The sequence below is a fragment of the Ruegeria sp. BG8 genome (genome assembly GCF_056538325.1).
Genome location: NZ_JBQFSZ010000003.1, coordinates 305,356 through 329,110, shown reverse-complemented (window position 1 = coordinate 329,110; position 23,755 = coordinate 305,356). Strand labels below are relative to the sequence as shown.

General features: G+C 56.5%; 28 protein-coding genes. 18 read left to right on the top strand and 10 right to left on the bottom strand.

Going from position 1 to position 23,755, the window contains the following annotated elements; translation table 11 throughout:
* Positions 1–29 precede the first annotated feature (29 nt).
* Positions 30–1,049, top strand: coding sequence for a hypothetical protein (locus ACR0DG_RS09150; protein WP_480707115.1), 1,020 nt, complete (start codon positions 30–32; stop codon positions 1,047–1,049).
* A gap of 8 nt (positions 1,050–1,057) precedes the next feature.
* On the opposite strand, the gene ACR0DG_RS09145 is transcribed toward ACR0DG_RS09150, so the two are convergent.
* On the bottom strand, positions 1,058–2,182 hold the full coding sequence (locus ACR0DG_RS09145; protein ID WP_480696444.1) for a beta-ketoacyl-ACP synthase III: 1,125 nt from the start codon (positions 2,180–2,182) through the stop codon (positions 1,058–1,060).
* Between the two features lie 167 nt (positions 2,183–2,349).
* Here ACR0DG_RS09145 and ACR0DG_RS09140 point away from each other — a divergent pair, with 167 nt between their 5' ends.
* From ACR0DG_RS09140 to ACR0DG_RS09130, 3 genes are read left to right on the top strand one after another with little or no spacing between them, the layout of a single operon-like run.
* Positions 2,350–2,817: a MarR family winged helix-turn-helix transcriptional regulator gene (locus ACR0DG_RS09140; protein ID WP_480696442.1), complete on the top strand. Its 468-nt coding sequence runs from the start codon at positions 2,350–2,352 to the stop codon at positions 2,815–2,817.
* On the top strand, positions 2,814–3,851 hold the full coding sequence (locus ACR0DG_RS09135) for an efflux RND transporter periplasmic adaptor subunit (RefSeq protein WP_480696440.1): 1,038 nt from the start codon (positions 2,814–2,816) through the stop codon (positions 3,849–3,851). Before ACR0DG_RS09140 ends, ACR0DG_RS09135 begins: the two co-directional genes overlap by 4 nt.
* An 11-nt stretch (positions 3,852–3,862) precedes the next feature.
* Positions 3,863–6,928 carry an efflux RND transporter permease subunit gene (locus ACR0DG_RS09130; protein ID WP_480696438.1) on the top strand — a complete coding sequence of 1,022 codons (3,066 nt, stop codon included), beginning with the start codon at positions 3,863–3,865 and terminating at the stop codon, positions 6,926–6,928.
* A gap of 185 nt (positions 6,929–7,113) precedes the next feature.
* On the opposite strand, the gene carB is transcribed toward ACR0DG_RS09130, so the two are convergent.
* Complete coding sequence (carB, locus tag ACR0DG_RS09125) at positions 7,114–10,458, bottom strand: carbamoyl-phosphate synthase large subunit (protein WP_480696436.1); 3,345 nt, start codon at positions 10,456–10,458, stop codon at positions 7,114–7,116.
* Positions 10,459–10,634: 176 nt separating this feature from the next.
* On the opposite strand from carB, the gene ACR0DG_RS09120 reads away from it, so the two are divergent.
* The 4 genes from ACR0DG_RS09120 (at position 10,635) to aspS (ending at position 14,887) form a co-directional block, all read left to right on the top strand.
* Entirely contained in the window at positions 10,635–11,762 is a 1,128-nt protein-coding gene (locus ACR0DG_RS09120) for an aminodeoxychorismate synthase component I (RefSeq protein WP_480696434.1), read from the top strand.
* The gene (locus tag ACR0DG_RS09115) at positions 11,717–12,361 is read left to right on the top strand and encodes an aminotransferase class IV family protein (protein WP_480696432.1); all 645 of its coding nucleotides are present in this window, start codon (positions 11,717–11,719) and stop codon (positions 12,359–12,361) included. The genes ACR0DG_RS09120 and ACR0DG_RS09115 overlap by 46 nt, the downstream gene beginning before the upstream one ends.
* Positions 12,362–12,408: 47 nt before the next feature.
* Complete coding sequence (locus tag ACR0DG_RS09110) at positions 12,409–13,032, top strand: CPBP family intramembrane glutamic endopeptidase (RefSeq protein ID WP_480696431.1); 624 nt, start codon at positions 12,409–12,411, stop codon at positions 13,030–13,032.
* 79 nt (positions 13,033–13,111) lie between these two features.
* A complete protein-coding gene (gene aspS / locus ACR0DG_RS09105; protein WP_480696429.1) occupies positions 13,112–14,887 on the top strand; it encodes an aspartate--tRNA ligase in 1,776 nt (591 codons plus the stop codon).
* A gap of 43 nt (positions 14,888–14,930) precedes the next feature.
* On the opposite strand, the gene ACR0DG_RS09100 is transcribed toward aspS, so the two are convergent.
* Positions 14,931–15,071 (bottom strand): hypothetical protein, encoded by a 141-nt coding sequence (locus ACR0DG_RS09100; protein WP_480707113.1) that lies wholly within the window; start codon positions 15,069–15,071, stop codon positions 14,931–14,933.
* Position 15,072: 1 nt separating this feature from the next.
* Positions 15,073–15,789 (bottom strand): response regulator, encoded by a 717-nt coding sequence (locus ACR0DG_RS09095; protein WP_480696427.1) that lies wholly within the window; start codon positions 15,787–15,789, stop codon positions 15,073–15,075.
* A gap of 134 nt (positions 15,790–15,923) precedes the next feature.
* Here ACR0DG_RS09095 and mce point away from each other — a divergent pair, with 134 nt between their 5' ends.
* Together mce and ACR0DG_RS09085 are read left to right on the top strand one after the other, a co-directional pair.
* Positions 15,924–16,328: a methylmalonyl-CoA epimerase gene (mce, locus tag ACR0DG_RS09090; RefSeq protein WP_480696425.1), complete on the top strand. Its 405-nt coding sequence runs from the start codon at positions 15,924–15,926 to the stop codon at positions 16,326–16,328.
* A 21-nt stretch (positions 16,329–16,349) separates the two neighbouring features.
* On the top strand, positions 16,350–16,625 hold the full coding sequence (locus ACR0DG_RS09085; RefSeq protein ID WP_480696423.1) for a DUF1467 family protein: 276 nt from the start codon (positions 16,350–16,352) through the stop codon (positions 16,623–16,625).
* On the opposite strand, the gene ACR0DG_RS09080 is transcribed toward ACR0DG_RS09085, so the two are convergent.
* Together ACR0DG_RS09080 and ACR0DG_RS09075 are read right to left on the bottom strand one after the other, a co-directional pair.
* Complete coding sequence (locus ACR0DG_RS09080) at positions 16,626–17,327, bottom strand: EI24 domain-containing protein (RefSeq protein ID WP_480696422.1); 702 nt, start codon at positions 17,325–17,327, stop codon at positions 16,626–16,628.
* Entirely contained in the window at positions 17,324–17,902 is a 579-nt protein-coding gene (locus ACR0DG_RS09075) for a nitroreductase family protein (protein ID WP_480696420.1), read from the bottom strand. Before ACR0DG_RS09075 ends, ACR0DG_RS09080 begins: the two co-directional genes overlap by 4 nt.
* Before the next feature lie 137 nt (positions 17,903–18,039).
* Between ACR0DG_RS09075 and ACR0DG_RS09070 the strand changes: the two genes are divergently transcribed.
* Positions 18,040–18,315 carry a DUF167 domain-containing protein gene (locus ACR0DG_RS09070; RefSeq protein ID WP_480696418.1) on the top strand — a complete coding sequence of 92 codons (276 nt, stop codon included), beginning with the start codon at positions 18,040–18,042 and terminating at the stop codon, positions 18,313–18,315.
* Here ACR0DG_RS09070 and ACR0DG_RS09065 read toward each other — a convergent pair.
* The gene (locus ACR0DG_RS09065) at positions 18,312–18,551 is read right to left on the bottom strand and encodes a hypothetical protein (protein WP_480696417.1); all 240 of its coding nucleotides are present in this window, start codon (positions 18,549–18,551) and stop codon (positions 18,312–18,314) included. The genes ACR0DG_RS09070 and ACR0DG_RS09065 overlap by 4 nt on opposite strands.
* 123 nt (positions 18,552–18,674) lie before the next feature.
* Between ACR0DG_RS09065 and ACR0DG_RS09060 the strand changes: the two genes are divergently transcribed.
* The 5 genes from ACR0DG_RS09060 (at position 18,675) to ACR0DG_RS09040 (ending at position 20,609) form a co-directional block, all read left to right on the top strand.
* Positions 18,675–19,382 (top strand): M48 family metallopeptidase, encoded by a 708-nt coding sequence (locus ACR0DG_RS09060; protein WP_480696415.1) that lies wholly within the window; start codon positions 18,675–18,677, stop codon positions 19,380–19,382.
* Positions 19,379–19,747, top strand: coding sequence for a YigZ family protein (locus ACR0DG_RS09055; protein ID WP_480696413.1), 369 nt, complete (start codon positions 19,379–19,381; stop codon positions 19,745–19,747). Before ACR0DG_RS09060 ends, ACR0DG_RS09055 begins: the two co-directional genes overlap by 4 nt.
* Before the next feature lie 69 nt (positions 19,748–19,816).
* The gene (locus ACR0DG_RS09050; protein ID WP_480696411.1) at positions 19,817–20,080 is read left to right on the top strand and encodes a DUF6455 family protein; all 264 of its coding nucleotides are present in this window, start codon (positions 19,817–19,819) and stop codon (positions 20,078–20,080) included.
* On the top strand, positions 20,080–20,349 hold the full coding sequence (locus tag ACR0DG_RS09045; protein ID WP_480696409.1) for a DUF6455 family protein: 270 nt from the start codon (positions 20,080–20,082) through the stop codon (positions 20,347–20,349). Before ACR0DG_RS09050 ends, ACR0DG_RS09045 begins: the two co-directional genes overlap by 1 nt.
* A gap of 2 nt (positions 20,350–20,351) precedes the next feature.
* Positions 20,352–20,609 (top strand): DUF6455 family protein, encoded by a 258-nt coding sequence (locus ACR0DG_RS09040; RefSeq protein ID WP_480696407.1) that lies wholly within the window; start codon positions 20,352–20,354, stop codon positions 20,607–20,609.
* Here the strand turns inward: ACR0DG_RS09040 and ACR0DG_RS09035 are convergent, their stop codons facing one another.
* Positions 20,610–20,852, bottom strand: a complete 243-nt coding sequence (locus ACR0DG_RS09035) for a CDGSH iron-sulfur domain-containing protein (protein WP_480696405.1) — start codon at positions 20,850–20,852, stop codon at positions 20,610–20,612.
* A 214-nt stretch (positions 20,853–21,066) separates the two neighbouring features.
* Between ACR0DG_RS09035 and ACR0DG_RS09030 the strand changes: the two genes are divergently transcribed.
* On the top strand, positions 21,067–21,258 hold the full coding sequence (locus tag ACR0DG_RS09030) for a hypothetical protein (protein ID WP_480696403.1): 192 nt from the start codon (positions 21,067–21,069) through the stop codon (positions 21,256–21,258).
* Positions 21,259–21,383: 125 nt separating this feature from the next.
* Complete coding sequence (locus tag ACR0DG_RS09025; protein ID WP_480696401.1) at positions 21,384–21,740, top strand: diacylglycerol kinase; 357 nt, start codon at positions 21,384–21,386, stop codon at positions 21,738–21,740.
* A 5-nt stretch (positions 21,741–21,745) separates the two neighbouring features.
* Here the strand turns inward: ACR0DG_RS09025 and ACR0DG_RS09020 are convergent, their stop codons facing one another.
* Both ACR0DG_RS09020 and rimO read right to left on the bottom strand, forming a co-directional pair.
* Positions 21,746–22,207 (bottom strand): hypothetical protein, encoded by a 462-nt coding sequence (locus tag ACR0DG_RS09020; RefSeq protein ID WP_480696399.1) that lies wholly within the window; start codon positions 22,205–22,207, stop codon positions 21,746–21,748.
* A 106-nt stretch (positions 22,208–22,313) separates the two neighbouring features.
* Complete coding sequence (gene rimO / locus ACR0DG_RS09015) at positions 22,314–23,702, bottom strand: 30S ribosomal protein S12 methylthiotransferase RimO (protein WP_480696397.1); 1,389 nt, start codon at positions 23,700–23,702, stop codon at positions 22,314–22,316.
* Positions 23,703–23,755 lie beyond the last annotated feature (53 nt).

Genomic DNA, 23,755 nt, shown 5'->3' with positions numbered 1-23,755 from the left:
ACGCTTGACTGAATCGCCGTCCTTTAGCGGTGGATGGAGACGCAGTGTTATCTTTACATACCCCTTCTTTACCCGATCCTTTGAACCTGGATCTAGCATCCCTTACCGGAGGCGGCTCCTGCCCAAGCCAGTTCTATGGCCAAACTCATGATGATCGTGAAGTCTATGTGCGTTACCGTGGCGGCCATCTAAGTGTGCAGATTGGTGTGAAACCCGGTGACGACGCTGTGCAAGCAGAGCCCATTCTAGAAGTCGACATTGGGCCGCGCTATGATGGTTCGATCACGGTAACGCAGTTTTGCAGGCTTTTCGGGGTAACGGTGTGCGGGGCAGTGCCACCTGAAAGGAACTCCAATGCCGATCACAATACGGACTTGTCAGGCAACACCACCTATTTGCGGGCGTATCTGGATCGCGTGACACCGCAAACAGCAGATTACGTCTTGAATACTGCTGCAGACTGTTTCCCTGATGCGCTTTTGGTGCAGCCTTTGGTGAACAAATGTTTCAAGCTGGAGTCGTGGGCCAAGGCCGTGATGGATGGATCAAGCGACATGTTTTGGCTGGTGGACGGTATCACCGACCCGTCGCAGATCAAGTCCACACAAGATCGGTTTATCCTGCCTGTCAAAGGACAGTTGCAGATTTTGCTGGGGTACACGCCATGGAAGTGGCCAAGGCCGCGCTATTCTAGCATGGCATTGGAGTGTGCGCGTGAGGAGTTGGGCAGACCTTTGTTCGAACCTGGAATACGGGGAGCGCCACCGGAGCATGAATTGATCTTAGATAGTTTTCAGATCAGCACTGCTTTTCCAACGGCCGATATTCGCAATCGTAAACGTCTCTCTGCATTTGGAGAACGGCTTGAAGCGATCTTCCCAAATACCAAGCTTGACCAAGTCAACTTAACCACTGGTCAGGTTATCGCTAGTATGACCCGCAGGCTTGATCCGGTTGTGACCGAATGGTGCCAGTCGGCGCCTGGTCGCTGGTACTCGATCCGAAAAGAGGGGCGCGAAGGGGACTGGATTGGTTTTCGCCCGGCTTGACGGTAGGGCTACCCACACCGCTTTACAATCACCGAACCTACCGAATACCCAGCTCCGAAGGAGCAGATCAGGCCGACATCGCCGTCCGTCAGATCGTCAGAGTACTTGGAAAACGCGATAATCGAACCAGCCGATGATGTGTTCGCGTAGTCTTGCAGAATATTGGGTTGCTCACCCTCAACGGGTTCACGCCCAAGAACTTTTTTGCCGATGAAGTCGTTCATCGTTTTATTTGCCTGATGCAACCAAAGGCGTTTGAGATCGGTGCTTTCGACGCCCTCGGATTCCATGTGGTCCGCGATGTGTTTGCTGACCATCGGCAGCACTTCTTTGAATACCTTCCGCCCGTTTTGCATGAACTGCATATCACGACGGTCAACCACTCCATCTGGACGCGAGCGGCGCAAGAAGCCGTTATTATTGCGGATGTTGTTCGAGAATGACGTCGCACAGCGGGTCGAGATGATCTCGAAATGCGGACCGGTGGCGTCTTCGATCCGCTCAACCAGTGTCGCGGTCGCTACATCACCGAAAATAAAGTGACAGTCCCGGTCGCGCCATTCCAGATGCCCCGAGCATATCTCGGGGTTGACCACTAGCGCGGATTTCACTGACCCTGACCGGATCATGTCGGCGGCGGCCTGAATGCCGAATGTGGCCGAGGAACACGCGACATTCATGTCAAACCCGAACCCGTTGATCCCCAGTGCCTGCTGAATTTCAATAGCAACCGCGGGATAGGCGCGTTCGTGGTTCGAAGCCGCACAGATAACCAGATCCACGTCTTCCGCGTTGCGCCCGGCCTGCCGCAGGGCTTTTTGGCAGGCATCCACCGCCATTTCGGTCATGATGCCCGGTTCATCGTCGTTGCGTTGCCGCAATAGCGGGTGCATCACGTCGGGATTCAGGACCCCGGATTTGTCCATCACATAGCGGTTTTCGATCCCGGATGCCTTGACGATGAATTCCTCGGACGAGTGCTGCAGAGGTTCCATTTCACCAGCGGCAATCGCATCTGCGTTTTCAGCGTTGACTTTGTCCGCATAGGAATTGAACGCTTCGACAAGTTCAGCATTGGTAATGACATTTTCTGGCGTGAAAACACCGGTGCCGGTGATAGCTGGCGTGTACATCTGAAACCCTGGGTTTTTGGATTTGCCCAAAATGCAGTTAACGGCGCGTTAGTTCAAGGTAGATTGACCTAAGGGAATGGCAAACTTGTCGACAAATGAGCTTCATTTCTTGAATAGTTCATTTTATGAAGTAAGTGAAAGCGAACGTTTCAGACTGGATTCGCCTAATGCCTCATGACGACAGCGCACTGATCAGCCGCCTCAGCCCCGAGATGCAAGCCATGATGGGGGTGTATGCCCTTTATTGGAAGCTGGAAGAAAGCTTTGACACCATCGAGGTCGAGCTGAGCCATCAGGAATGCCATATGGTGATCAAGCTGGATCAGCCCAAGAGGATGGGCGTCTTGGCCACGGACATGCTGACGGTCCCATCGAACATAACTTCAACCTCAGACGCGCTGGAAAAAGCCGGCTACCTGACACGCCAACGCGACCCGAATGATCGGCGCGCATGGTTGCTGGTTCTGACGGAGAAGGGGCAACGGATGCGGCAGATGCTGTTGGCTGAAGCAGGGGCATTGTTTCAACGCGCGTCCGGCTTGAACGTGAACGAAACGGCTGAATTTGCACGATTGGCCCGGAAAATCCGGGAAAACATATTGAAAACGGGAATTCCCGAGGGATTGAAGAAATGAAATTGTTCTCTGTACTGAGTGTCGCATTCGCCCTTTTCGCCACCGCGCCCATCGCCGAAGAAGCAGTGAAACCCGTCAAGCTGATGGTGGTTCAGGAAACCGCACCAGGCTTTTCGCGGCAGTTCTTTGGTCGGGTGGCGGCGCGCCAAACGGTGGACCTTGCTTTTCAGGTGGCCGGTCAGATCGTTGGAATGCCGGTGACCGAGGGTTTTGTTATTCCCAAAGGCGAACTGATCGCGAAGTTGGACCAAGAGCCGTTTCAACGCCGTTTTGACCGCGCAGTCTTGCAAAAGGATCAGGCTGATCGCACGTTGGCCCGCTTGTCCCGGCTTCGCGGAACGGCAGCCAGCCAGGTTGCGGTAGATGATGCAGAAACCGCGGCGCAATTGGCAGATATCGCCGTGCGGGACGCGCAGTATGATCTGGAGCAAGCGACATTGACTGCCCCGTTTGATGCGCTGGTGTCCAGTCGCGCGGTTGAATCCTTCACCACTGTTGCGGCTGGAACGCCCATTGTGCGTATTCACGACATGTCGGAATTGCGGATTGTTGTCGACGTTCCCGAAATTCTGTTTCAGCGGTCCGGGCAACAAGATGACATTACGATCACAGCAAAGTTCCCCGTAAGTGATGAGGTATTTCCCCTTGAAATTCGGGAGTTTGACGCCGAATCCTCAAGTGTCGGCCAAACCTTTCGCATCCAGTTCGGGCTGACGCCCCCGGAAGGGCTGCAAATTCTGCCGGGGTCTTCTGTCACGGTGAATGTCAAAGTTCAGGACCAGCGGACAGGCATTGTTGTCCCGGCCACGGCGATCGTCGCAGATGCAGAGGGGAACCTTGGGGTGATGGTGTTCACCCCACGTGGCGCGGATATCGGTACGATCCAACTTGTCCCCGTTACCATTGAGCCGACCGAGTCTGGGGATGTACGCGTTCTGAGCGGTCTGAATAGCGGTGACGAAATCGTTGTCGCGGGCGGTGGTGCTCTGACCGACGGTCAGACGGTGCGCCGGTTTGCTGGCTTCGCGAACTGAGGGACGAACAGATGAGCATAGCGCGCGCATCCATTGATCGCCCCATTTACACTTGGCTGATCATCCTTATTGCTCTTTTGGGCGGCATATGGGGCTTTTTGTCTTTGGGCCGTTTGGAAGACCCGGCGTTTACAATCAAGAACGCTATTATTGCCACCCAATATCCCGGTGCCACCGCCGAGCAGGTTGCGCTTGAAGTGTCCGAACCGCTTGAATCCGCCATTCAGCAGATGGGTGAGGTCAAGACGATCACTTCGGTGAACCAGCCGGGTTCGTCGCTGATCGAGGTCGAGATCAAGTCGACCTATGATGGATCGGAACTGCCCGAAGTTTGGACGAAGTTGCGTGCCAAAGTCCGCGACGCGGCCCGCGCATTGCCGCCGGGCGTTGGACAGCCGCTTGTGAATGATGGGTTCGGTGATGTGTTCGGCTTATTTTATGCTGTCACGGCCGAGGGGTACTCGGATGCCGAAAAGCATGAGCTTTCGACCTTTTTGCGGCGCGAATTGCTTACGGTTGAAGGTGTGGCAGACGTTGAAGTCATGGGGCTGCCGCAAGAAGCCATTTTTGTTGAACCGGACCTTGCTATTTCGGTGAACCAGAATGTGCCGCTGCAGGCGATCAATGACGCCATCGCAAATGCGGATTCCGTGAATTCTTCGGGCTCGCTACGCTCTGCGAATGACCGAACGACTGTTCTGACCGCCGAAGGCTCGGATTCTGTCTCTGCCATCGCTGGGCTCTCGGTGGGCTCACAAGGTCAGGTTATCAACCTTTTCGACATGTCCGACGTGTTTCGCGGCCGTCAATCGGACCCCGATGTCATGATCCGCTTTAACGGGACCGAGGCTTTCACGCTGGGGATTGCCGGTTTGTCGACTGAGAATATCGTCGAGGTCGGAAAACGCGCTGACGAGAAGTTCGCTGAACTGGATGCGCATATTCCCTATGGCGTCGAGATACTGCCCATTTACCAGCAGCATGTTGTTGTCGAACAAGCCTCGAACGACTTTCTGATGAATCTCGCCTTGTCGGTCACGATTGTTGTTGCCGTGCTGGCCGTGTTCATGGGCTGGCGCGCCGCTGTCGTCGTTGGAACAACTCTGTTGTTGACCGTGGTCGGAACGCTGTTGTTCATGGCGATTTTCTCAATCGAGATGGAGCGGATATCACTCGGTGCCTTGATCATCGCAATGGGGATGCTGGTCGACAATGCGATCGTGGTTGCTGAGGGTATGCAAATCGCCATGCTGCGCGGAAAAACCTCGCGCGATGCTGCGGAAGAGGCGGCATCGAAAACCCAGATCCCGTTGTTGGGCGCAACGATCATCGGGATCATGGCTTTTGCGGGTATCGGGTTAAGTCCGGATGCCTCTGGGGAATTCCTGTTCTCGTTGTTTGCCGTGATCGCTATTTCTCTGTTGCTCAGCTGGGTGCTGGCGCTGACAGCGACGCCCATGCTGGGTCACTATTTCTTCAAACAGGGCAAGGCGGGTGAGGTTGATGCGTATAGCGGCATCATGTTCCGCATCTACGGCCGAATCTTGCGCAGGGCGTTGCAATTCCGTTGGCTGGTTATCGCGGCGCTGTTCAGCGTGACTGCCGCTTGTTTTGTTGGTTTTGGTCTGGTCAAACAACAGTTCTTCCCGGACTCGAATACACCTTTGTTCCTTGTGCACTACAAACTGCCTCAGGGTACGCCGATCTCGCGTACCGCAGAGGATTTGGCAGTGTTCGAAGACTGGCTGACCCAGCGGGATGACGTCGTGTCCGTTGCAACGTTTGTCGGGCAGGGCGCAACCCGTTTCCTTTTGACCTACGAGGCTGAAAAGCCGAACCCCAGTTATGGGCACCTCATCATCCGAACGGAAACACTGGACGACATTCCACCGCTGAGGGCCGAACTAGAGCAGTTCGGTTCCGCCCAATTCCCTGAGGGTGAGTTCCGCACCCGGCGGATGGTTTTTGGCCCCGGTGGTGGCGACCCCATACAGGTTCGATTCTCGGGCAGCGATCCGGTCGTGTTGCGTCTGTTGGCTGAAGAGGCGGTTCAGCGCATGCGGCAGGCGTCTGAAAACGCATTGCACGTCCATCACAACTGGCGTGAAAAGGAACTGGCGGTGCAACCGATCTACGCGACTGAACGCGCGCAGACTGCCGGGGTCAGCCGTGAGGATATCGCTGCCACGCTGCAATTCTCGACCGATGGTATCACCGGCGGCGTGTTCCGCGAGAGGGACAGGCTGATCCCAATAATCCTGCGACGTCCTGCTGATGGTGCATATTCAATCGTTGACCAAGTCGTGTTCTCGGATCAATCAGAGCGGTTTGTACCGATCGAGCAGATGGTCGACGGGTTTGAATACAAAGCGCTCAACACGCTGGTGCATCGCCGTGATCGGGTTCTGACAATCACGGTTGGTGCTGATATCCCTGCAGGTTTCACTGCGGCTCAGGTCCATTCCGAGGTTCGCTCGGCCATTGAAGAGATGGATTTGCCCGCAGGTTACCGCATGGAGTGGGGCGGAGAGTTCGAAAATGCGGCCGAAGCAAACGAAAGCCTTGGTCGCCAGTTGCCGCTGAGCCTGCTGATCATGGTGCTGATCTCTGTTCTGATTTTCAACGCGATCCGTCAGCCGATTATCATATGGTTGTTGGTGCCGATGTCCGTGAACGGTGTCGTCATCGGCCTTTTGGGTACGGGACTGCCGTTCACCTTTACCGCGCTGCTTGGGCTGCTCAGCTTGTCCGGGATGTTGATCAAGAACGGCATCGTTCTGGTCGAAGAGATTGATTTGGTGCGGGAAACCGGTAAAGGGCTGCGCGAGTCGATCATCGAAGCATCAGTCTCGCGTCTACGGCCCGTGATGCTGGCGGCTATCACGACGATATTGGGGATGGCACCCCTGTTGACCGACGCCTTCTTTAAGTCGATGGCCGTTACGATCATGGGCGGATTGGCATTTGCCACGATCCTGACAATGGTCGCGGCACCCGTATTTTACATGGTTTTCTTCGCTCGCGAGGAACGACGCACGTTCAGACTGCAGAAGCGTAACCAGATTCTGCGTGAATGATCAGATCAATGGTATGAACGGCACGTCGCAAGCCGCAAGGCTTAGCGTTGCCGCAAGGGCCAGTAACACTCGCATGGGTTTTTCCTTTTGCTCGACACATCCAGAATGGGCGCGTTGCCGACCTATGGTCAACAACGCGTTTATTTCTGGTCATCACATGCGCGAGTTTTGGCTGGGCTTTCGTCCTAACCCTGCAGCGATTTCACCTCGACGTCGCCTTCCGCTTGGGCCTTGATGGCCAGAGCAGCGGCATGGCTTGCTGCGGCAGTCGTGAAGTAGGGGATTTTGTCGTAGAGCGCGATCGAACGGATGGCTTTGCTATCCTCGACAGCCTGTGCGCCTTCGGTGGTATTCATCACCAACTGCACCTGACCGTCTTTGAGCATATCGGCCACGTCTGGACGACCTTCGTAAACCTTGTTCACCACGTCGCACGCGACGCCCTGATCTGCCAGCCAAGACTGAGTACCCCGCGTGGCAACCAGCGAGAAACCTTGCCCGGTCAAGACCTGAGCCGCCTCAAGCATAGCTGGTGTTTTGTCGGCGTCTTTGATCGAGATGAACGCGCGGCCCTCAGACGGCAGCACCATACCGGCCCCCATCTGCGCCTTGAGGAAGGCGCGCGGGAAGTCGCGGTCCCAGCCCATAACCTCGCCGGTCGAGCGCATTTCCGGACCCAGAATGGTATCGACGCCGGGGAAGCGGGCGAAGGGCAGCACCGCCTCTTTCACCGAGAACCAAGGCATATCAGGGTCGGCCAGCGTCATCTGGTCGGCGATCTTGGTGTCCTGACCTTCTTTGTATGCGGGGCGCATCGGGAAGGCCGAGAGTTTCTCGCCCGCCATCACACGCGCCGCGATGGACGCAATCGCACTGTCGGTGGCTTTGGCCACGAACGGCACAGTGCGCGAGGCGCGGGGGTTCACTTCGATCAGGTAGATCTCATCATCCTTGATCGCGAACTGCACGTTCATCAGGCCGACAACGTTCAGCGCCTTGGCCAGTTTGAATGCCTGCTCTTTGATCTGTTCGATGATGTCCTTGGACAGCGAGTAGGGCGGCAGTGAACAGGCTGAGTCGCCCGAGTGTACACCCGCCTCTTCGATATGCTGCATGATGCCTGCCACATGCACGTCGGTGCCATCGCACAGGGCATCCACGTCCAATTCAACCGCACCGGCCAGATAGCTGTCGAGCAGCACAGGGCTGTCGCCCGAGACCACGACGGCCTCGTTGATATAGCGTTTCAGCTGCTCCATATCGCGCACGATTTCCATGGCGCGACCGCCCAGAACGTAAGAGGGGCGGATGACCAGCGGGAAGCCGATCTCTTCGGCAATCTCCAGCGCCTGCTCATCGGTTGCGGCGATGCCGTTCTTGGGCTGTTTCAGGCCCAGTTCGTTGACCAGCGCCTGAAAACGTTCACGGTCTTCGGCCAAGTCAATCGCGTCCGGCGTGGTGCCGAGGATCGGAATGCCTTCGGCCTCAAGCGCGTTGGCCAGTTTCAGCGGAGTCTGACCGCCGAACTGAACGATCACACCGTGCAGCGTGCCATTTTCCTGCTCTTTCGTCAGGATTTCCATGACGTGTTCAAAGGTCAGCGGCTCGAAATACAGACGGTCCGAGGTGTCATAGTCTGTCGAAACCGTCTCGGGGTTGCAGTTGACCATGATGGTTTCATAACCCGCCTCGGTCAGCGCGAAACAGGCGTGGCAGCAGCAATAATCAAACTCGATCCCCTGACCGATCCGGTTTGGGCCGCCGCCAAGGATGACGACCTTCTTGCGGTCGCTCGGCCGCGCCTCGCACTCAACCTCGCCCATCATGGGCGCTTCATAGGTCGAGTACATATAGGGCGTTTGCGCCTCGAATTCGGCGGCGCAGGTGTCGATGCGTTTGAAGACGGCATTCACGCCCAGATTGCGGCGGGCGCGGCGAACGTTGTCTTCGTCGCGACCAGTCAGATTGCCCAGACGCGCATCGGTGAAGCCCAGCATTTTCAGCTTGCGGATGCCGCCCTCGGTGACGGGTAGGCCGTCTTTGCGGACCTGACGCTCGGCCTCGATGATCTCGCGGATGCGAGCCAGGAACCACGGGTCGAACTTGGTAACGCCGAAGATCTCGTCATCGGTCAGGCCGTGACGCATCGCCTGTGCAATCGTGCGCAGACGGTCGGGCGTCTGCTGGCTGATCGCCTTGATGACAGCGGCCTTGTCGTCGGCCTCATCCCAAACACCCGCGTTCAGGCCGGGGATTTCGATCTCATCAAAACCGGTCAGGCCCGATTCCATCGAGGCCAGTGCCTTTTGCATCGATTCGTGGATCGTGCGGCCGATGGACATGGCCTCACCCACCGATTTCATCGCGGTGGTCAGGTAGGGTTCCGAGCCCGGGAATTTTTCGAACGCGAATTTCGGGATCTTGGTGACCACATAGTCGATGGTTGGCTCGAAGGACGCAGGCGTGACCTTGGTGATGTCGTTGTCCAGCTCATCCAGCGTGTAGCCCACGGCCAGTTTCGCGGCGATTTTCGCAATCGGGAAGCCCGTCGCCTTGGACGCCAGCGCCGAGGATCGCGACACGCGCGGGTTCATCTCGATCACGACCATGCGGCCATCAACCGGGTTGATCGCCCACTGCACGTTCGACCCGCCAGTCTCAACCCCGATCTCGCGCAGCACGGCAATCGAGTGGTTGCGCATGATCTGGTATTCTTTGTCGGTCAGCGTCAGGGCAGGTGCCACGGTGATCGAGTCACCCGTATGCACGCCCATTGGATCAACGTTCTCGATAGAGCAGACGATGATGGCGTTATCGGCAGTGTCGCGCACCACCTCCATCTCGTATTCTTTCCAGCCCAGCAGGCTTTCGTCGATCAGGATCTGGCCAACGGGCGAAGCGTCCATGCCCGAACGGCAAATATGGATATAATCCTCGCGGTTATACGCCACGCCGCCGCCAGTACCGCCCAGCGTAAAGGCAGGGCGAATGATGGCGGGCAGCCCCACGGTTTCAAGCGTGTCCAGAGCCAACGCGACACCCGCGTCGAGGTCTTTCTTACCGTCCTCACCCTTGGGCGCGGTCACAATCTCGGCCTTTGGGTTTTCGATGCCCAGCCGGTCCATCGCCTCGCGGAACAGGGCGCGGTCTTCGGCCATCTCGATGGCGTCACGTTTGGCGCCGATCATCTCGACATTAAACTTGTCCAGCACGCCCATTTCTTCCAGCGCCAGCGAGGTGTTCAGACCGGTTTGCCCGCCCATCGTGGGCAGCAGGGCATCGGGGCGCTCTTTCTCGATGATCTTGGCGACGACTTCGGGGGTGATCGGCTCGATATAAGTGGCGTCTGCCAATCCGGGGTCAGTCATGATGGTTGCGGGGTTCGAGTTCACCAGAATGACCCGGTAGCCTTCCTCGCGCAGCGCCTTACATGCTTGGGCACCGGAATAGTCGAACTCACACGCCTGACCGATAACAATGGGGCCCGCCCCGATGATCATGATCGACTGGATGTCGGTTCTTCTCGGCATGGCCACGTTCCTTTGATTGTTCGCGAGTCAGGGCACCCCCGAGCGCCCAAATTGTCCTGCGTTATAGGGACCGCGCAAAAAGGTTCAAGAGGTATCGGAAACAGGGATGAAATTGCCGCTTTCCCCTCTTCCACTTACCGCCGTAATCTCTATACCGCGCAGCACGGCAAATGGGGATGCAATTGCGTATTCGTTTTGATCAGGGTCCGGCCGGCCCGGGCACCTGTTTCGACCGGCCAGCCAAAGTGATCCGCGCAGATCGTGCGGAGGATGTGCCCCATGCGCTGGCGGCGCTGGACATGGCGCGCGCCGATGGGGCATGGCTGGCAGGTTATGCCAGTTATGAGTTGGGCTATGCCCTCGAGCCTCGCTTGGCACACAGAATGCCCTTGGACCGCCGCCTGCCTTTGTTGTGTTTCGGTGTCTACAATGCGCCGGGTCTTAGTGACCTACCCGAACCCAGTGGTGGTGTGACAAGTTTTGCACCACGCTGGGACGAGGCGCGATATGCGCGCGCCTTTCGGCAGGTGCACGATGCCATAGGGGCAGGTGACATCTACCAGGCCAACCTGACCTTTCCCATTGACCTCGACGTAGAAGGCGACAGTGCTGGCCTTTACGCAAAGCTTGCTGCCGGTCAGCCCGTAGGTCATGGCGCTTTTGTTCAGCAGAATGGTTTACCCGACCTGCTCAGCCGATCTCCGGAATTGTTCTTTCGTACGGACGCCGATCGCGTCATCGAAACGCGACCGATGAAGGGCACCCAACCCCGCAGTGAAGATATCGCTGAGGACACACGCCGCCGCGAATTCCTTTCAAGCGACGCTAAAAACCGGGCTGAAAACCTGATGATCGTCGACCTGTTGCGCAACGACATAAGCCGCGTCGCTCTGCCGGGTTCGGTCAAAGTGCCAGAGCTTTTCAAGGTTGAGACATACGCCACCGTGCATCAGATGGTCTCGTTGGTGCAGGCCCAGCTGCATTTGGGGGCCGAATTGTCCGATATTCTATCAGCCCTTTTTCCTTGCGGTTCAATTACCGGTGCGCCGAAGATCCGCGCGATGGAAATTCTGGCCGATCTGGAACCTTGGCCACGCGATATCTATTGCGGTGCGATTGGCTGGGCCGCGCCGGATGGACGGTCCGAGTTCAACGTGGCGATCCGCACGCTGATGGTTGAGGCTGGTAAAGCCACTCTCAATGTCGGGGGTGGGGTAGTATGGGACAGTACCGCCCCGTCAGAGTATGAGGAAGCCTTATGGAAAGCGCGCTTCGCCCGCCAAATGACCCTGACTTCCGCCTGATCGAAACTTTGGCTTTTCGGCCGGGGCAGGGTTTTGTGCGCCGCGCACTGCATCTGGCGCGCATGGAGCGCACGGCAGTTGCGCTGGGCTTGCCCTTTGATACTGAAAGGGCGGCGAGCACACTTGAGACAGCAGCGGGTAGTGAACCATTGCGTTGTCGGCTGACTATGTCGGTCGCAGGCCAGTTTGCTGTGACAACAGGGCCGCTTGCTGAAAACGCGCCGCATTGGAGTCTGGCGATTGCCAAGCAGCGTCTGGAATCTTCAGACATCTGGCTGCGCCACAAAACCACGCAACGCGAGATTTACGACACAGCCCGCGCCAACATGCAGGACAGTGTGCAGGAACTGTTGTTCCTCAATGAATATGACCACCTATGTGAGGGAACGATTACCAACATTTTCTTGGACATGGGTGATGGAGCATTGCTGACGCCCGATCTATCCTGCGGCCTGCTACCGGGGGTTCTGCGCCAAGAGCTGCTTGATAATAAAGAAGTTACCGAAGCCGTCCTGTCCTTGACCGACCTAGGAAATGCAGAAAGGGTTTTTGTGGGGAATTCCCTACGCGGCCTGATCCCAGTGGAGTTGGTAACATAGTAAGCAATCGACATGATTGGGCACTAAGCGCACCGCAGCAGACGCGGTTGCGGGTCGAATTCGCGTTGTTTTTCATCGTCGCGCCGATCCTGATCGCTGTTTTCTTTCCGCCAAGCTGGATGTTCTCGTCGCTGTTTGCATTCACCGGGCTTGGGATGGTCTTGCTACATCATACGCCGGGATTTGCATGGGCTGAGCTTCGGTACAACTGGCGCAATTGGTCATGGGTCGAGGTCGCGATCTTTGCAGTCGTGATGACGTTATTTTGTACGGCGCTTGTGATGATCGCGCGGCCTGGGGCTGCTTTTTTCCTTTTGCGCAACCGACCAGAGTTTCTGATTGTCATCTGGACGCTCTACCCGCTTGTGTCAGCATTGCCGCAGGAGCTGTTGTTTCGGTCCCTGTTTTTCCGCCGCTACGCCTCCATTTTGCCTGACGGTCGAGCGGCTTACCTGCTCAATGCGAGCGTATTTTCATTGGCGCATCTGATGTATTGGAGCTGGATCGTCGCCATCATGACCTTTGGTGGCGGGTTGTTGTTTGCGTGGGCCTATCGCAGACGAGGGTCGTTTTTCTACGCAGTTTTACTGCATGCGATTGCGGGCAACATCATCTTTGCCGCTGGTCTGGGGATCTATTTCTACTCTGGCAACGTGCAAAGGCCGTTTTGAACGGGATACCCGCCTTGACTTTCGTGGCCCAAAGGGGTGTATCGGCGCGACGAATTCTGCGCCCGAAGGGATATGATCCATGCACGCCTATCGCAGCCACACCTGCGCCGCTCTGAACGCCGCCAATGTCGGTGAAACCGTCCGCCTGTCCGGCTGGGTGCATCGGGTCCGCGACCACGGCGGCGTGCTGTTCATCGACCTGCGCGACCATTTCGGCGTGACGCAAGTGCTGTGCGACGGAGACAGCGCGGCCTTTGCCGAGTTGGAAAAGGTGCGGTCTGAGTGGTGTATCCGTATCGACGGCTCCGTCAAAGCACGTGACCCTGAGCTGGTGAACCCGAAACTGCCGACTGGCGAGGTCGAGGTTTACGTACGTGAGCTTGAGGTTCTAGGTGCCGCCGAAGAGCTGCCGCTGATGGTCTTTGGCGATCAGGAATACCCTGAGGAAACCCGCCTGCGCTATCGCTATCTGGACCTGCGCCGCGAGGCGATGCAGCAGAACATGACCCTGCGCTCGGACGTTGTTGCCTCGATGCGCCGCCGCATGTGGGATCAGGGCTTCCGCGAATATCAGACGCCGATCATCACGGCGTCCTCTCCCGAAGGCGCGCGTGACTTTCTGGTGCCCTCGCGCCTGCATCCGGGCAAGTTCTATGCTCTGCCGCAGGCCCCGCAGCAGTTCAAACAGCTGATCATGGTGTCGGGCTTTGACAAGTATTTCCAGATCGCGCCGTGTTTCCGTGACGAAGACCCGCGTGCCGACCGTTCGCCCACCGATTTCTACCAGTTGGACCTTGAGATGTCGTTTGTGGAACAGCAGGACGTGTTCGACACGATCCAGCCCGTTCTGACCGGCGTGTTCGAAGAGTTCGGTGGTGGCCGCAAAGTGGATCAGGAATGGCCGCAGATATCCTACAAGGACGCGGCCCTGTGGTACGGCAGCGACAAGCCCGACCTGCGGAACCCTATTAAAATGCAAGTGGTCTCCGACCACTTCCGCGGGTCCGGCTTTGCGATTTTCGCAAAGCTGTTGGAGCAGGAGGGCACCGAAATCCGCGCCATCCCAGCGCCGAGTGGTGGCAGCCGTAAGTTCTGCGACCGCATGAACGCATTCGCGCAGAAAGAGGGTCTGCCCGGCATGGGTTATATCTTCTGGCGCGATCAGGGCGAGGGGATGGAGGCCGCTGGCCCGCTGGCCAAAAACATCGGACCTGAGCGGACTGAGGCGATCCGTCAGCAGCTTGGTTTGGGGGTTGGCGACGCGGCGTTCTTCCTGGGCGGCAAGCCGAAAGCCTTCGAAAAGGTTGCTGGTAAAGCGCGTGACGTGATCGGCGAGGAATTGAATCTGACCGAGAAGGACCGCTTTGCCTTTGCCTGGATCGTAGACTTCCCGATCTATGAGCAGGACGAAGAAACCGGCGCGATCGATTTTGAACACAACCCGTTCTCGATGCCGCAAGGCGGGATGGAGGCGCTGAACGGCAACCCTCTGGACGTGCGCGGCTATCAGTACGATTTGGCCTGTAACGGGTATGAACTGGTGTCCGGTGCGATCCGGAACCACAAGCCCGAGATCATGTTGAAAGCCTTTGAATTGGCAGGCTATGGCGAAGACGAAGTGAAGTCGCGCTTTGGTGCGCTTTTCAATGCCTTCCATTATGGCGCGCCGCCGCACGGTGGTTGCGCTGCGGGGATCGACCGGATCGTGATGCTGCTGGCCGACGAGGCCAACATCCGAGAGGTCATGATGTTCCCGATGAACCAGCGCGCCGAAGACCTGATGATGGACGCGCCGTCTGACCCGACCTCAGACCAGCTGATGGAGCTGGGTCTACGGATCATCCCGCAGGATTGATGTTGAACCCGCTGCGCAACTCGCAGCGGGTTTTTTCGTTCTGCTAGTCCTGAATTTGCCCGCTTTGCCGCAAAGGGTCGGCCAATTTCGAACGCGCTGTTCTGATTTCGCGCGCCGTTGAGCGTGTCTGACGGTATATCCACACGCTCAGCAACGTGGCGGTCACGAAATAAGCGGTCGCCATGTCAGATGGCCTCGCGTTGATCCAGCCTGGCCTGGACAATGCCGGCCACCTGCGCGGCAAGAGCGGTAATGGGTGTACCATTCGCACGCGAGGCTGCCAGTTTACCAGCAGCGTCTGCCAGAATGATGTCATCAGCATCCCGCGCAACGCCCCTAAGGAACTGCGCCGCGTAGTCCAGTGATTTATGGTCGTTAGGACCTGCCAGAATATCCGCGATGTGGGCCATGTCGTCTTGATAGGCCATCGGGTCTGGGTGGATCACCTCATCCCGAACAGCGTGTAGGCTGTTGGGGCGGCGGTCTTCGGGAAGCCTGTCCAGGATTGATCTTTGAAAATAAGAAAGCGACTTCAGAGGTTTGGAGAGAAACCCATCTGCACCAGCGTGCATGGCGTCTTTTTGCCTATAGTCGTCGCCTGACATGCCCAGAATGGCCCCGATCCGCGGTGAGGCATCTGACAGTTCCGCGATCAGGTCCGCACCGGACCCGTCAGGTAACCCCATATCGACCAAAATCACCGATGGGCGATAGATCTGCAGGTGGCGCCGAGCAGATCTAAGGCAATCCGCGCGCCGAATGCGTGCGCCAGAGTGCAGACACATCAGCCGAATGGCATCACAGGCATAACGGCTGTCTTCGACAACCAAAATCGTTTGTCCCAGCAGCGGCCGCGTTGCCGTTGGCTGCGCGGGAGAGGCGAAGGGGCTCGAATCGTCCATGGCAGAACTCCTATTCAGCAGATGCCTCACGCTAGGAACTTCTGGCTAACACGACGTTAACGGCAATTTGGCGCACTTGTTCTTTTCCCGATCTCCGCCCATAAACGCCGCAACGCAGAATGGAGGAACGTTCTATGATTGGTCGTCTGAACCATGTTGCCATCGCGGTGCCCAATCTTGAGGCCGCATCCGAGCAATACCGCAACGCCCTTGGGGCCAAGGTCGGCGCGCCTCAGGATGAACCCGATCACGGCGTCACCGTGGTGTTCATCGAACTACCCAACACCAAGATTGAACTGCTGTATCCGCTGGGCGACGACAGCCCAATCAACGGATTTCTGGAAAAGAACCCCGCGGGCGGAATTCACCATGTCTGTTATGAGGTGGATGACATCATCGCTGCGCGCGACCATCTGAAAGAAACCGGTGCCCGTGTGCTGGGGTCGGGCGAGCCCAAGATCGGCGCGCATGGCAAGCCGGTTTTGTTTCTTCACCCAAAAGACTTTAACGGCTGCCTGGTCGAGCTAGAACAGGTTTAAGTTACCGTAAGCGAGGCTGCTATGACGATCACTGCTGCACTGGTTCTGTTTGCCGTCATCTGGTTCATGACGTTGTTGGTCGTGTTACCGATCCGCATCAAGACGCAGGGTGATTTGGGAGAGATCGTTCCGGGAACCCATGCCGGGGCCCCGGAAGTGCACCACATGAAAAAGAAAATGTGGATTACCACCGGAATCTCAGTGGTCTTATGGGCCGTTATCGCTGGGATTATCCTATCCGGCGTGATTTCTGTGCGTGATTTCGATTGGCTCAATCAGTTGGAACCACGCGGCTGATTAACTTGGCGTTTGCAGCGACAGCTTATGGTAGATGTGCGTGAATGTGGCTGCGCCGATGATCGGGATCACCAGGTTCACAAGCGGGACAGACAGTGGAATTGCCATCAACGTCCCGGCCAGCCAAATGGTAGCGGTGTGCTTGGCGCGTAGTTTTCGCGCGCCATCACGCCCGATGCGTCGCATTGCGGCGAGCGTGAAATATTCCCGACCCAAAAGAAAACCGTTCATCGCCCAGAAGATGAACGGAGCCAAGGGCGTGAATATCGCGTAAAGGATCAGGGCCAATAGGTTCGCCGTGATCAAAACCCCTAAGAACCCAAGCGCGTCACGCAGACTCTCGCTGAAGGGAATTCCGGGCACACGGGGTAAGCTGGGATAATGCTTGTCTTCAACAGCTTGCGCGACGTCTTCCAGAAACATCGAAATGATCGCCGAGGCGACCGGCATCATCAAAAATACGGGCAGTATCAAGACAACGAAAATGCCCGAGTAGTTCAGCACGTCATTCAACCAAGGCACCGCACCAACAAACGGCAGCGAGATTTCGTTGCCAGCCATTCGGTTGATCAGCCAGATCGCCACCGCACATGCCGCGATCAGCAAGGCAATTGTCAGACCTACGCCACGCAGCAGAACGGCCCTGAACCTTGGGTCGCCGATCTGACCTAACGCGGCGAAAAAGGCGTTCAGGATGATCATTCGGAAACCCATTCTGTGATCGCGGCGACATCGGGGCGAGGGCGCTCTGGCGGGCTCGTGCCCTCTGTCGCGATGTGGATTAGGCCTGCGATACGCTCGTTTTCCTCAAGCCCAAAGGCGCTTTGACAGAAGGCGCGGTCATGGCTCTGCCAGCCGGAAAGCCAGTTTGCACCCCAGCCAGATGCCAGTGCCGCGTTCAAAAGGCCAAGGCAGACTGCACCGGCAGAGTATGTCTGTTCTACTGCAGGAATTTTTGGCGAGGGTTTTTGAACCTCGACTACCGCAACTGCCAATTGGCCTTTGTCAAACTGGCTGCGGGCTTTATCAATATCGTCCTGTGTTTTACCCAGCCGCTCGCCACACTCTTGCGTCAAAGACGACAAACGCGGCATCGCGCCAGACTCCAAAACGATAAAGCGCCAAGGCTCCAACTTGCCGTGATCCGGGCTGCGTGCGGCCGCAGTCAGCAACGGAATTAATTCGTCGCGGGTTGGCGCTGGGGCAATCAACGTTTTCGCGGGGCGCGACCGGCGCGTTTGCAGAAACTCAAGGGCGGCCGGGTTCTTTAAGGACATATGTTAATTTCCTTTACATGGGCAATCTGTATCTGGTTGAGCGTCTGGCAGGATTCAAGGGCAAACGGCTGGACTGATGGGATCAATTCCATCCTATGCCGGACCGTGCAAGAGTGATTGGTGAAAAGGGGGCATGGATGGCCAAGCCAAAGCTAAGAAACTATCCCGACCTGAGTGATCTTGCGCGACCGGGGGCCGTTTTCGAGGTGAAAGTCACGCCAAAAGCGGCCGCTGACCGGATTTTTGTCAAAGACGAGGTCATTCGCATCCATGTCACGGCGCAACCGGAAAATGGACGTGCAAACAACGCGGTGCAGCAGGTTCTTGCGACGGCGCTGGGCGTTCCGGCGTCTTCATTGGAACTCAGGCGGGGCCACACGTCCCGAAACAAGCTGTTCGTTTACCAGCCCTAGTCCGGCGTTTCGTGAATTTGGTACACGCCTTCTGGCAGATCCAGTGCTGCGGCCAAATCCCGGACCTGCTCTGGCGACAGGGTAATTTTCTGGGTTGTATCGGTACGCGGGTCATATTGTTCCAGCGTCACGCACTCGGCGAAATTGTTGATGACCACGTCCTCTTGCAAAGGCTTTGTGCCCTCATCCACCAGAGTAATGATCGTCGAGTCGAATTCATGCTCAATCGAAAACATGTGAACAGAGTGCAGGGCGATTCACAGCATTGCAACCCGTTCTGATGTATTCACCCTGTGGTAGTCCCAATTGGACCGCGCTATGGTCATGAAAACGGCATGACCATTGCCTAAGGATAATCCATGCACCGTCTGATTTATCTTTTGCTGTTCCTGATGCTGGCGGCTTGTGATGCTGGTACCCTGCGCGTTCAAACCGTGTCTGATTGGCAGGAGGGGACGGGCGATTTTCAGGTTCAGGCCGAAGCCTTCCGTGAGATAAGCCGCAAAGTGGGACAGCAGGCGCGCGCTGAATGTGTGCGGCGGTCAGAGGTCAGGAATTGCGACTTCACGATTTTGGTCGATCTGAACCCCAAGGCGCAGGCAAATGCTTTTCAGACGCTGGATGACAATGATCAACCCGTTATTATCTTCACCCGGGCTTTGATCGAATCGGCGCAGAACGATGACGAACTGGCCTTTGTCATGGGGCACGAAGCCGCGCATCACATTCTGCGGCACATTCCCCGCCAATCGGTGAACGCAAGCGAAAGCGCGAAAATTTTTGGCGAACTGGCCCGTTTAGGCGGTGCTGACGGCGCCGCGGTCGAAGAGGCGCAGAAACTCGGCGCTCGTGTCGGTGCGCAGGTCTACATTCGTGATTTTGAGCTTGAGGCCGATCAACTGGGAACTGTCATCACATACAGAGCGGGCTATAACCCTCTGATCGGGGCCAAATATTTCGACCGCTTGCCTGACCCCGAAGACAGCTTTCTAAGCACGCATCCACCCAACGCGAAACGTGTTGAAGTTGTCATCGAAACATCGCGACAACTTGGACTGACGCAATGAGCACGCTCAAGCAACTTGGTGTCATCTTAACCGATCGCGGCTCGAAATATGCGGTCTCGGGAGCACCTGTTTCGTCCCGAGAGGATGTAGACAAAGTGCTGCAAGAGCTGAAAAGCGACAAAAGCTACGCCAAGGCAACGCACAACACTTGGGGGGCAATGTTACCGACCGGTGGGTTAAAGGCAGATGACGGAGAGGCAGGGGCCGGAATGGTCATTCTGCGTATGCTGGAACGTGCCGAACTGTCAGATCACCTTGTTATCGTAACGCGTTGGTACGGCGGCAAGAAACTGGGCGGAGACAGGTTTCGCCGTGTTCAGGATGCCACAAGGGCTTATCTGGATCACATCGGTGCCAAGGCTTGACCTGAGTCAAAGGCTTTAGGTGCGCCATCCTCTATCCTTTCCGAAAACGTGTCAGGGAAAGGATGCCGAATGCCCAGCCAAGGAACGTTGAAGATACACGCGGGCCTGGTCGACCAAATGGCCACGCGGGTAGGAGTAGACCTGGAAGAAGCGGCAATCCGCGGCGACGTATCAATTGATCAGATTACCGACGCTGTGCTGCGCTGTACGGGATGTTCGAACCCCACCCATTGTCAGGGTCTTCTGGACCAAGGTGCGGTGTCCAAAAGCACTCCGGAATATTGTCGTAACAAGGATTTGTTCGCGACACTGATCCCGGGCACTGACTCGTAATGCAAAGGCTTGGGCAACTCATGACCCATCTGCGGCTGGTGCTGCGTATGGGGCAAGCCACGGGCACTGATGTCGTGGCCGCTTATCGAAAGGGCCGGCTAAGTCACCAAGACTGGGCCAAAATGGTTACGTCATGCCAAGGCTGTGCTTGGGCGGCCAAATGCCCGGATTGGTTAGAGAAAAACGAAATTGTCGAATGTACACCGCATACCTGTCCCAACCAAAAGCGGTTCGCAGCGCTTAGAAAACAACAATTGCAGGATGGTTGATCGTGCGAGATATTCTTGGGGACGTTGAAAAGCATTTTTGGCTGACCCGGTCAGTCGCCAAATGCATGAATCTGTCGTTGACAGAGGCTATGGCAGACGGGCGGCTGGATGCCGACCAATACGCTGAATTGGTCACACGCTGCCGCGCGGCTAAATGCAGCGGTCAATGCATGGAATGGTTGGCAGAGCGGCAAGCACAGTCTGAAGCCGCTCCGGAATTTTGTGCAAACGCAGACTTGCTGAATGCGTTGAAGGTCTGATCACAGCTTGGAATGTGATCCGTCGCAAAGCGGCGACTTGGTGCTGTGTTTGCATCCGCAGAAGAACACTTTTTTGCTGGCGTCCGCTGTGTATTTGACAGGTTCAATGTCGGTGCCCTTGTGCGAACCGTCACAAAATGGCTGTCGTTTCGACTGGCCGCATGCACACCAGAAGTAGCTTTTGCCCTCGGTCACTTCGACTGGGTAGGGGGCTTTTTGCGCGATAATTGGGGCGTCAGACATTTGGCTACTCCGTGCTTGGCTTGTGTCTTTTGCTGAGTCTAGGGCATTGCCACGGAAACTCTAGGTGGCGGTCGAAATTCAATAAGAGAGCAAGGGTCCGCTTTTCTCACGTTTTTGTGATCAGCTTTATTGCATTGCTGCCGTCGAAGTCGTATTTTGAGACTAGCCCCGAATTTCTGGGCAATATCAGAAAATTAATAAAGGAAAGACGGACATGAAACTCAAATTTGCCGCCGTTGGTGCAATCGCTCTTGTTCTTGGTGCGTGCTCTCAGCAGGAAGAGCCGACTCCTGTTTTCATTACTCCGGAATATGACAAGGTCGGCAACCCGAGCTGTCCGGATGGTACAGTACTGGCCACGACAGAAGCTGGGCAGACGGTCTGTAATCCCGTCGTCGTAGAATAAATTATCCGCGGGTGGCCGGTTTCAGGCCACCCGCATCCATCGATCCACCGCCCTTTGGGCGGTTTTTTCTTGCCTGTCGAACCCGGATCGGGTTTCTGTCTGCTCTAGCGTTGCGCAGAGGGACCATGCGAAATTTTCTGACCCGCCTAAAGGATCGTACAGTTTGGAGCTGGCAAGGGCTGGCTGCGACATGGCGCGACGAATACTCTTTTCGCGTTTGGGGCTGGGCCAACCTCGTTTCGGTCGCTTTGGCACTGATCCTTCCACTGCCGGGTAGCCTGCGGGTGCTGATCATCGTCTTGGGTATTCTGGTGCTGGTGGCCGAGCTGTTCAATACGGCGATCGAACGCGCGGTCGATCACACCTCGACGGAACACAATGTTCTTGCCGGGCAAGCAAAAGACGCCGCCAGCGCGGCTGTTGCGCTGACGGCGATTTCTGCTGGTGTAGCATGGGTTTTTGGTCTGATCGCTTTGATCTGAGCGGATTACTTGATCTTGAATTTTACAAATCCGCGATGAGATCTATGGTGCTTGAAGCTGCGTCGTTTCGGCGAAGAAAACCCGTGATGGCTTTTCTTGAAGCCCTTGTATTTCGAGTACCCTTTGTACTTTGAGTAACCCTTGTACTTTGAATAGCCTTTGTACTTTGGGTACCCTTTGAATTTTGAGTGGTACTTCTTTTTGAACTTCACGGGTTCAACGTGGTCAGGTTTGGCTTTGAAGCCCGGCTCATGGTCTTTAGGTGCAACCTTGTGAACTTTGGGCGCGATATAGTGTTTGCGCACATGAGGTTTGGCCTTGTGCGGGATGCCAAATGAATGGACCCCAACCACCTTAACGTGTCCTGAGCTGGACTTAATGACATCTGCAGTGGCGGGCACTGCGAAAAGCTGAGCGACAAGAACCGCGGCCGCGCATTTCAGCGCGAAAGAACGTAGATCAGTCATGGTAACCCTCCTTCATGCGAGTTTGGTTCCCGTCTAATCTTGGTACAAAGATGCGCTTTCGCCAATAAACTTGACTCACGCTTGGACTATTTCGGGTGATTGGGGCCTATGTGCGCTTGCCCCAAAGATCGTATTCACCAGCCTCGTCGACTTCGACCGAAACAATGTCACCAGGCTTAAGATCTTGAAAACCTTCGTCAATGAAAAGGTTTCCGTCTATTTCCGGCGCATCTGACTTGGTTCGGCAGGTGGCGGCTTCGTCATCGATTTCGTCCACGATCACTTCGACGACATTACCGACTTTGGCTTCCAGTTTGGCCTCGGAAATCGCCTGTGCTTTCTCCATGAACCGATTCCAGCGGTCTTGTTTGACATCGGCAGGAACGTGGTCCGGCAAATCGTTCGAGCGCGCCCCGTCCACATTTTCATACTGGAAACACCCAACCCGATCCAACTGCGCCTCGTCCATCCAATCCAGAAGGGTCTGGAATTCAGCTTCGGTTTCGCCCGGGTATCCAACGATAAAAGTAGAACGCAGCGTGATGTCAGGGCAGATCGCCCGCCAAGCTGCGATTTCGTCCAAAGTTTTTGCCGCGGCGGCCGGACGGGCCATGCGCCGCAGAACGTCCGGGTGGGCGTGTTGAAATGGGATGTCCAAGTAGGGCAGCACATTGCAACCGGCATCTGCCATCAAAGGGATCAGATCGCGTACATGTGGGTAGGGATAGACATAATGCAGGCGCACCCAAGCATCCAACTGCCCCAATTCTCGGGCCAGATCGGTGATATGGCTGCGTACCTCGCGATCTTTCCACGGGTTCACGTCATATTTTCGGTCTAACCCATAGGCCGAGGTATCCTGGGAAATCACCAGCAGTTCTCGCACACCGTTGTCGACCAGCTTTTCTGCCTCGCGCAGCACCGCATGGGCTGGGCGACTGGCCAACTTGCCACGCATATCGGGGATGATGCAGAACTTGCACTTGTGGTTACAGCCCTCTGAAATCTTGAGGTAACTGTAGTGTCGTGGGGTAAGCTGCACGCTGGCGGCGGGCAAAAGATCTACAAACGGGTCAGGGTCAGGCGGAACCGCCTTGTGAACCGCATCCAAAACCTGTTCGTACTGATGGGGCCCGGTAACGGCCATGATGCGGGGATGGTGTTCGCGGATGTACTCGGGCTCTGCGCCAAGACAACCTGTGACGATGACCTTGCCGTTTTCAACAAGGGCTTCGCCGATGGCGTCCAGCGACTCGGCCTTGGCGCTGTCCAGAAACCCGCAGGTATTCACGATCACGGCATCTGCACCTGAATAATCGGGCGAAATCCCGTACCCTTCTGCACGCAGGCGGGTCAGGATGCGTTCGCTGTCCACCAAAGCCTTTGGGCATCCCAAGGATACCATGCCAATAGTTGGCTGGTTCGCGCGGGGCGTATCAGTGATCCGGGCTGCAGGTGCCAGGTCGGGGCGGAGGTTCGGCGGGTTTGTTGTCATGGCGGGGCATATAATCGGGAACGCTTCCCCTTGCAAACGCGGTCGAAGCTTTG

Bases quoted from the DNA above. Each gene is read 5' to 3' on its own strand.
- ACR0DG_RS09145 (WP_480696444.1), bottom strand. From the start codon at position 2,182: ATGTACACGCCAGCTATCACCGGCACCGGTGTTTTCACGCCAGAAAAT.
- ACR0DG_RS09140 (WP_480696442.1), top strand. From the start codon at position 2,350: ATGCCTCATGACGACAGCGCACTGATCAGCCGCCTCAGCCCCGAGATG.
- ACR0DG_RS09135 (WP_480696440.1), top strand. From the start codon at position 2,814: ATGAAATTGTTCTCTGTACTGAGTGTCGCATTCGCCCTTTTCGCCACC.
- ACR0DG_RS09130 (WP_480696438.1), top strand. From the start codon at position 3,863: ATGAGCATAGCGCGCGCATCCATTGATCGCCCCATTTACACTTGGCTG.
- carB (WP_480696436.1), bottom strand. From the start codon at position 10,458: ATGCCGAGAAGAACCGACATCCAGTCGATCATGATCATCGGGGCGGGC.
- ACR0DG_RS09120 (WP_480696434.1), top strand. From the start codon at position 10,635: ATGCAATTGCGTATTCGTTTTGATCAGGGTCCGGCCGGCCCGGGCACC.
- ACR0DG_RS09115 (WP_480696432.1), top strand. From the start codon at position 11,717: ATGGAAAGCGCGCTTCGCCCGCCAAATGACCCTGACTTCCGCCTGATC.
- aspS (WP_480696429.1), top strand. From the start codon at position 13,112: ATGCACGCCTATCGCAGCCACACCTGCGCCGCTCTGAACGCCGCCAAT.
- ACR0DG_RS09100 (WP_480707113.1), bottom strand. From the start codon at position 15,071: ATGGCGACCGCTTATTTCGTGACCGCCACGTTGCTGAGCGTGTGGATA.
- ACR0DG_RS09095 (WP_480696427.1), bottom strand. From the start codon at position 15,789: ATGGACGATTCGAGCCCCTTCGCCTCTCCCGCGCAGCCAACGGCAACG.
- mce (WP_480696425.1), top strand. From the start codon at position 15,924: ATGATTGGTCGTCTGAACCATGTTGCCATCGCGGTGCCCAATCTTGAG.
- ACR0DG_RS09085 (WP_480696423.1), top strand. From the start codon at position 16,350: ATGACGATCACTGCTGCACTGGTTCTGTTTGCCGTCATCTGGTTCATG.
- ACR0DG_RS09080 (WP_480696422.1), bottom strand. From the start codon at position 17,327: ATGATCATCCTGAACGCCTTTTTCGCCGCGTTAGGTCAGATCGGCGAC.
- ACR0DG_RS09075 (WP_480696420.1), bottom strand. From the start codon at position 17,902: ATGTCCTTAAAGAACCCGGCCGCCCTTGAGTTTCTGCAAACGCGCCGG.
- ACR0DG_RS09070 (WP_480696418.1), top strand. From the start codon at position 18,040: ATGGCCAAGCCAAAGCTAAGAAACTATCCCGACCTGAGTGATCTTGCG.
- ACR0DG_RS09065 (WP_480696417.1), bottom strand. From the start codon at position 18,551: ATGTTTTCGATTGAGCATGAATTCGACTCGACGATCATTACTCTGGTG.
- ACR0DG_RS09060 (WP_480696415.1), top strand. From the start codon at position 18,675: ATGCACCGTCTGATTTATCTTTTGCTGTTCCTGATGCTGGCGGCTTGT.
- ACR0DG_RS09055 (WP_480696413.1), top strand. From the start codon at position 19,379: ATGAGCACGCTCAAGCAACTTGGTGTCATCTTAACCGATCGCGGCTCG.
- ACR0DG_RS09050 (WP_480696411.1), top strand. From the start codon at position 19,817: ATGCCCAGCCAAGGAACGTTGAAGATACACGCGGGCCTGGTCGACCAA.
- ACR0DG_RS09045 (WP_480696409.1), top strand. From the start codon at position 20,080: ATGCAAAGGCTTGGGCAACTCATGACCCATCTGCGGCTGGTGCTGCGT.
- ACR0DG_RS09035 (WP_480696405.1), bottom strand. From the start codon at position 20,852: ATGTCTGACGCCCCAATTATCGCGCAAAAAGCCCCCTACCCAGTCGAA.
- ACR0DG_RS09030 (WP_480696403.1), top strand. From the start codon at position 21,067: ATGAAACTCAAATTTGCCGCCGTTGGTGCAATCGCTCTTGTTCTTGGT.
- ACR0DG_RS09025 (WP_480696401.1), top strand. From the start codon at position 21,384: ATGCGAAATTTTCTGACCCGCCTAAAGGATCGTACAGTTTGGAGCTGG.
- ACR0DG_RS09020 (WP_480696399.1), bottom strand. From the start codon at position 22,207: ATGACTGATCTACGTTCTTTCGCGCTGAAATGCGCGGCCGCGGTTCTT.
- rimO (WP_480696397.1), bottom strand. From the start codon at position 23,702: ATGACAACAAACCCGCCGAACCTCCGCCCCGACCTGGCACCTGCAGCC.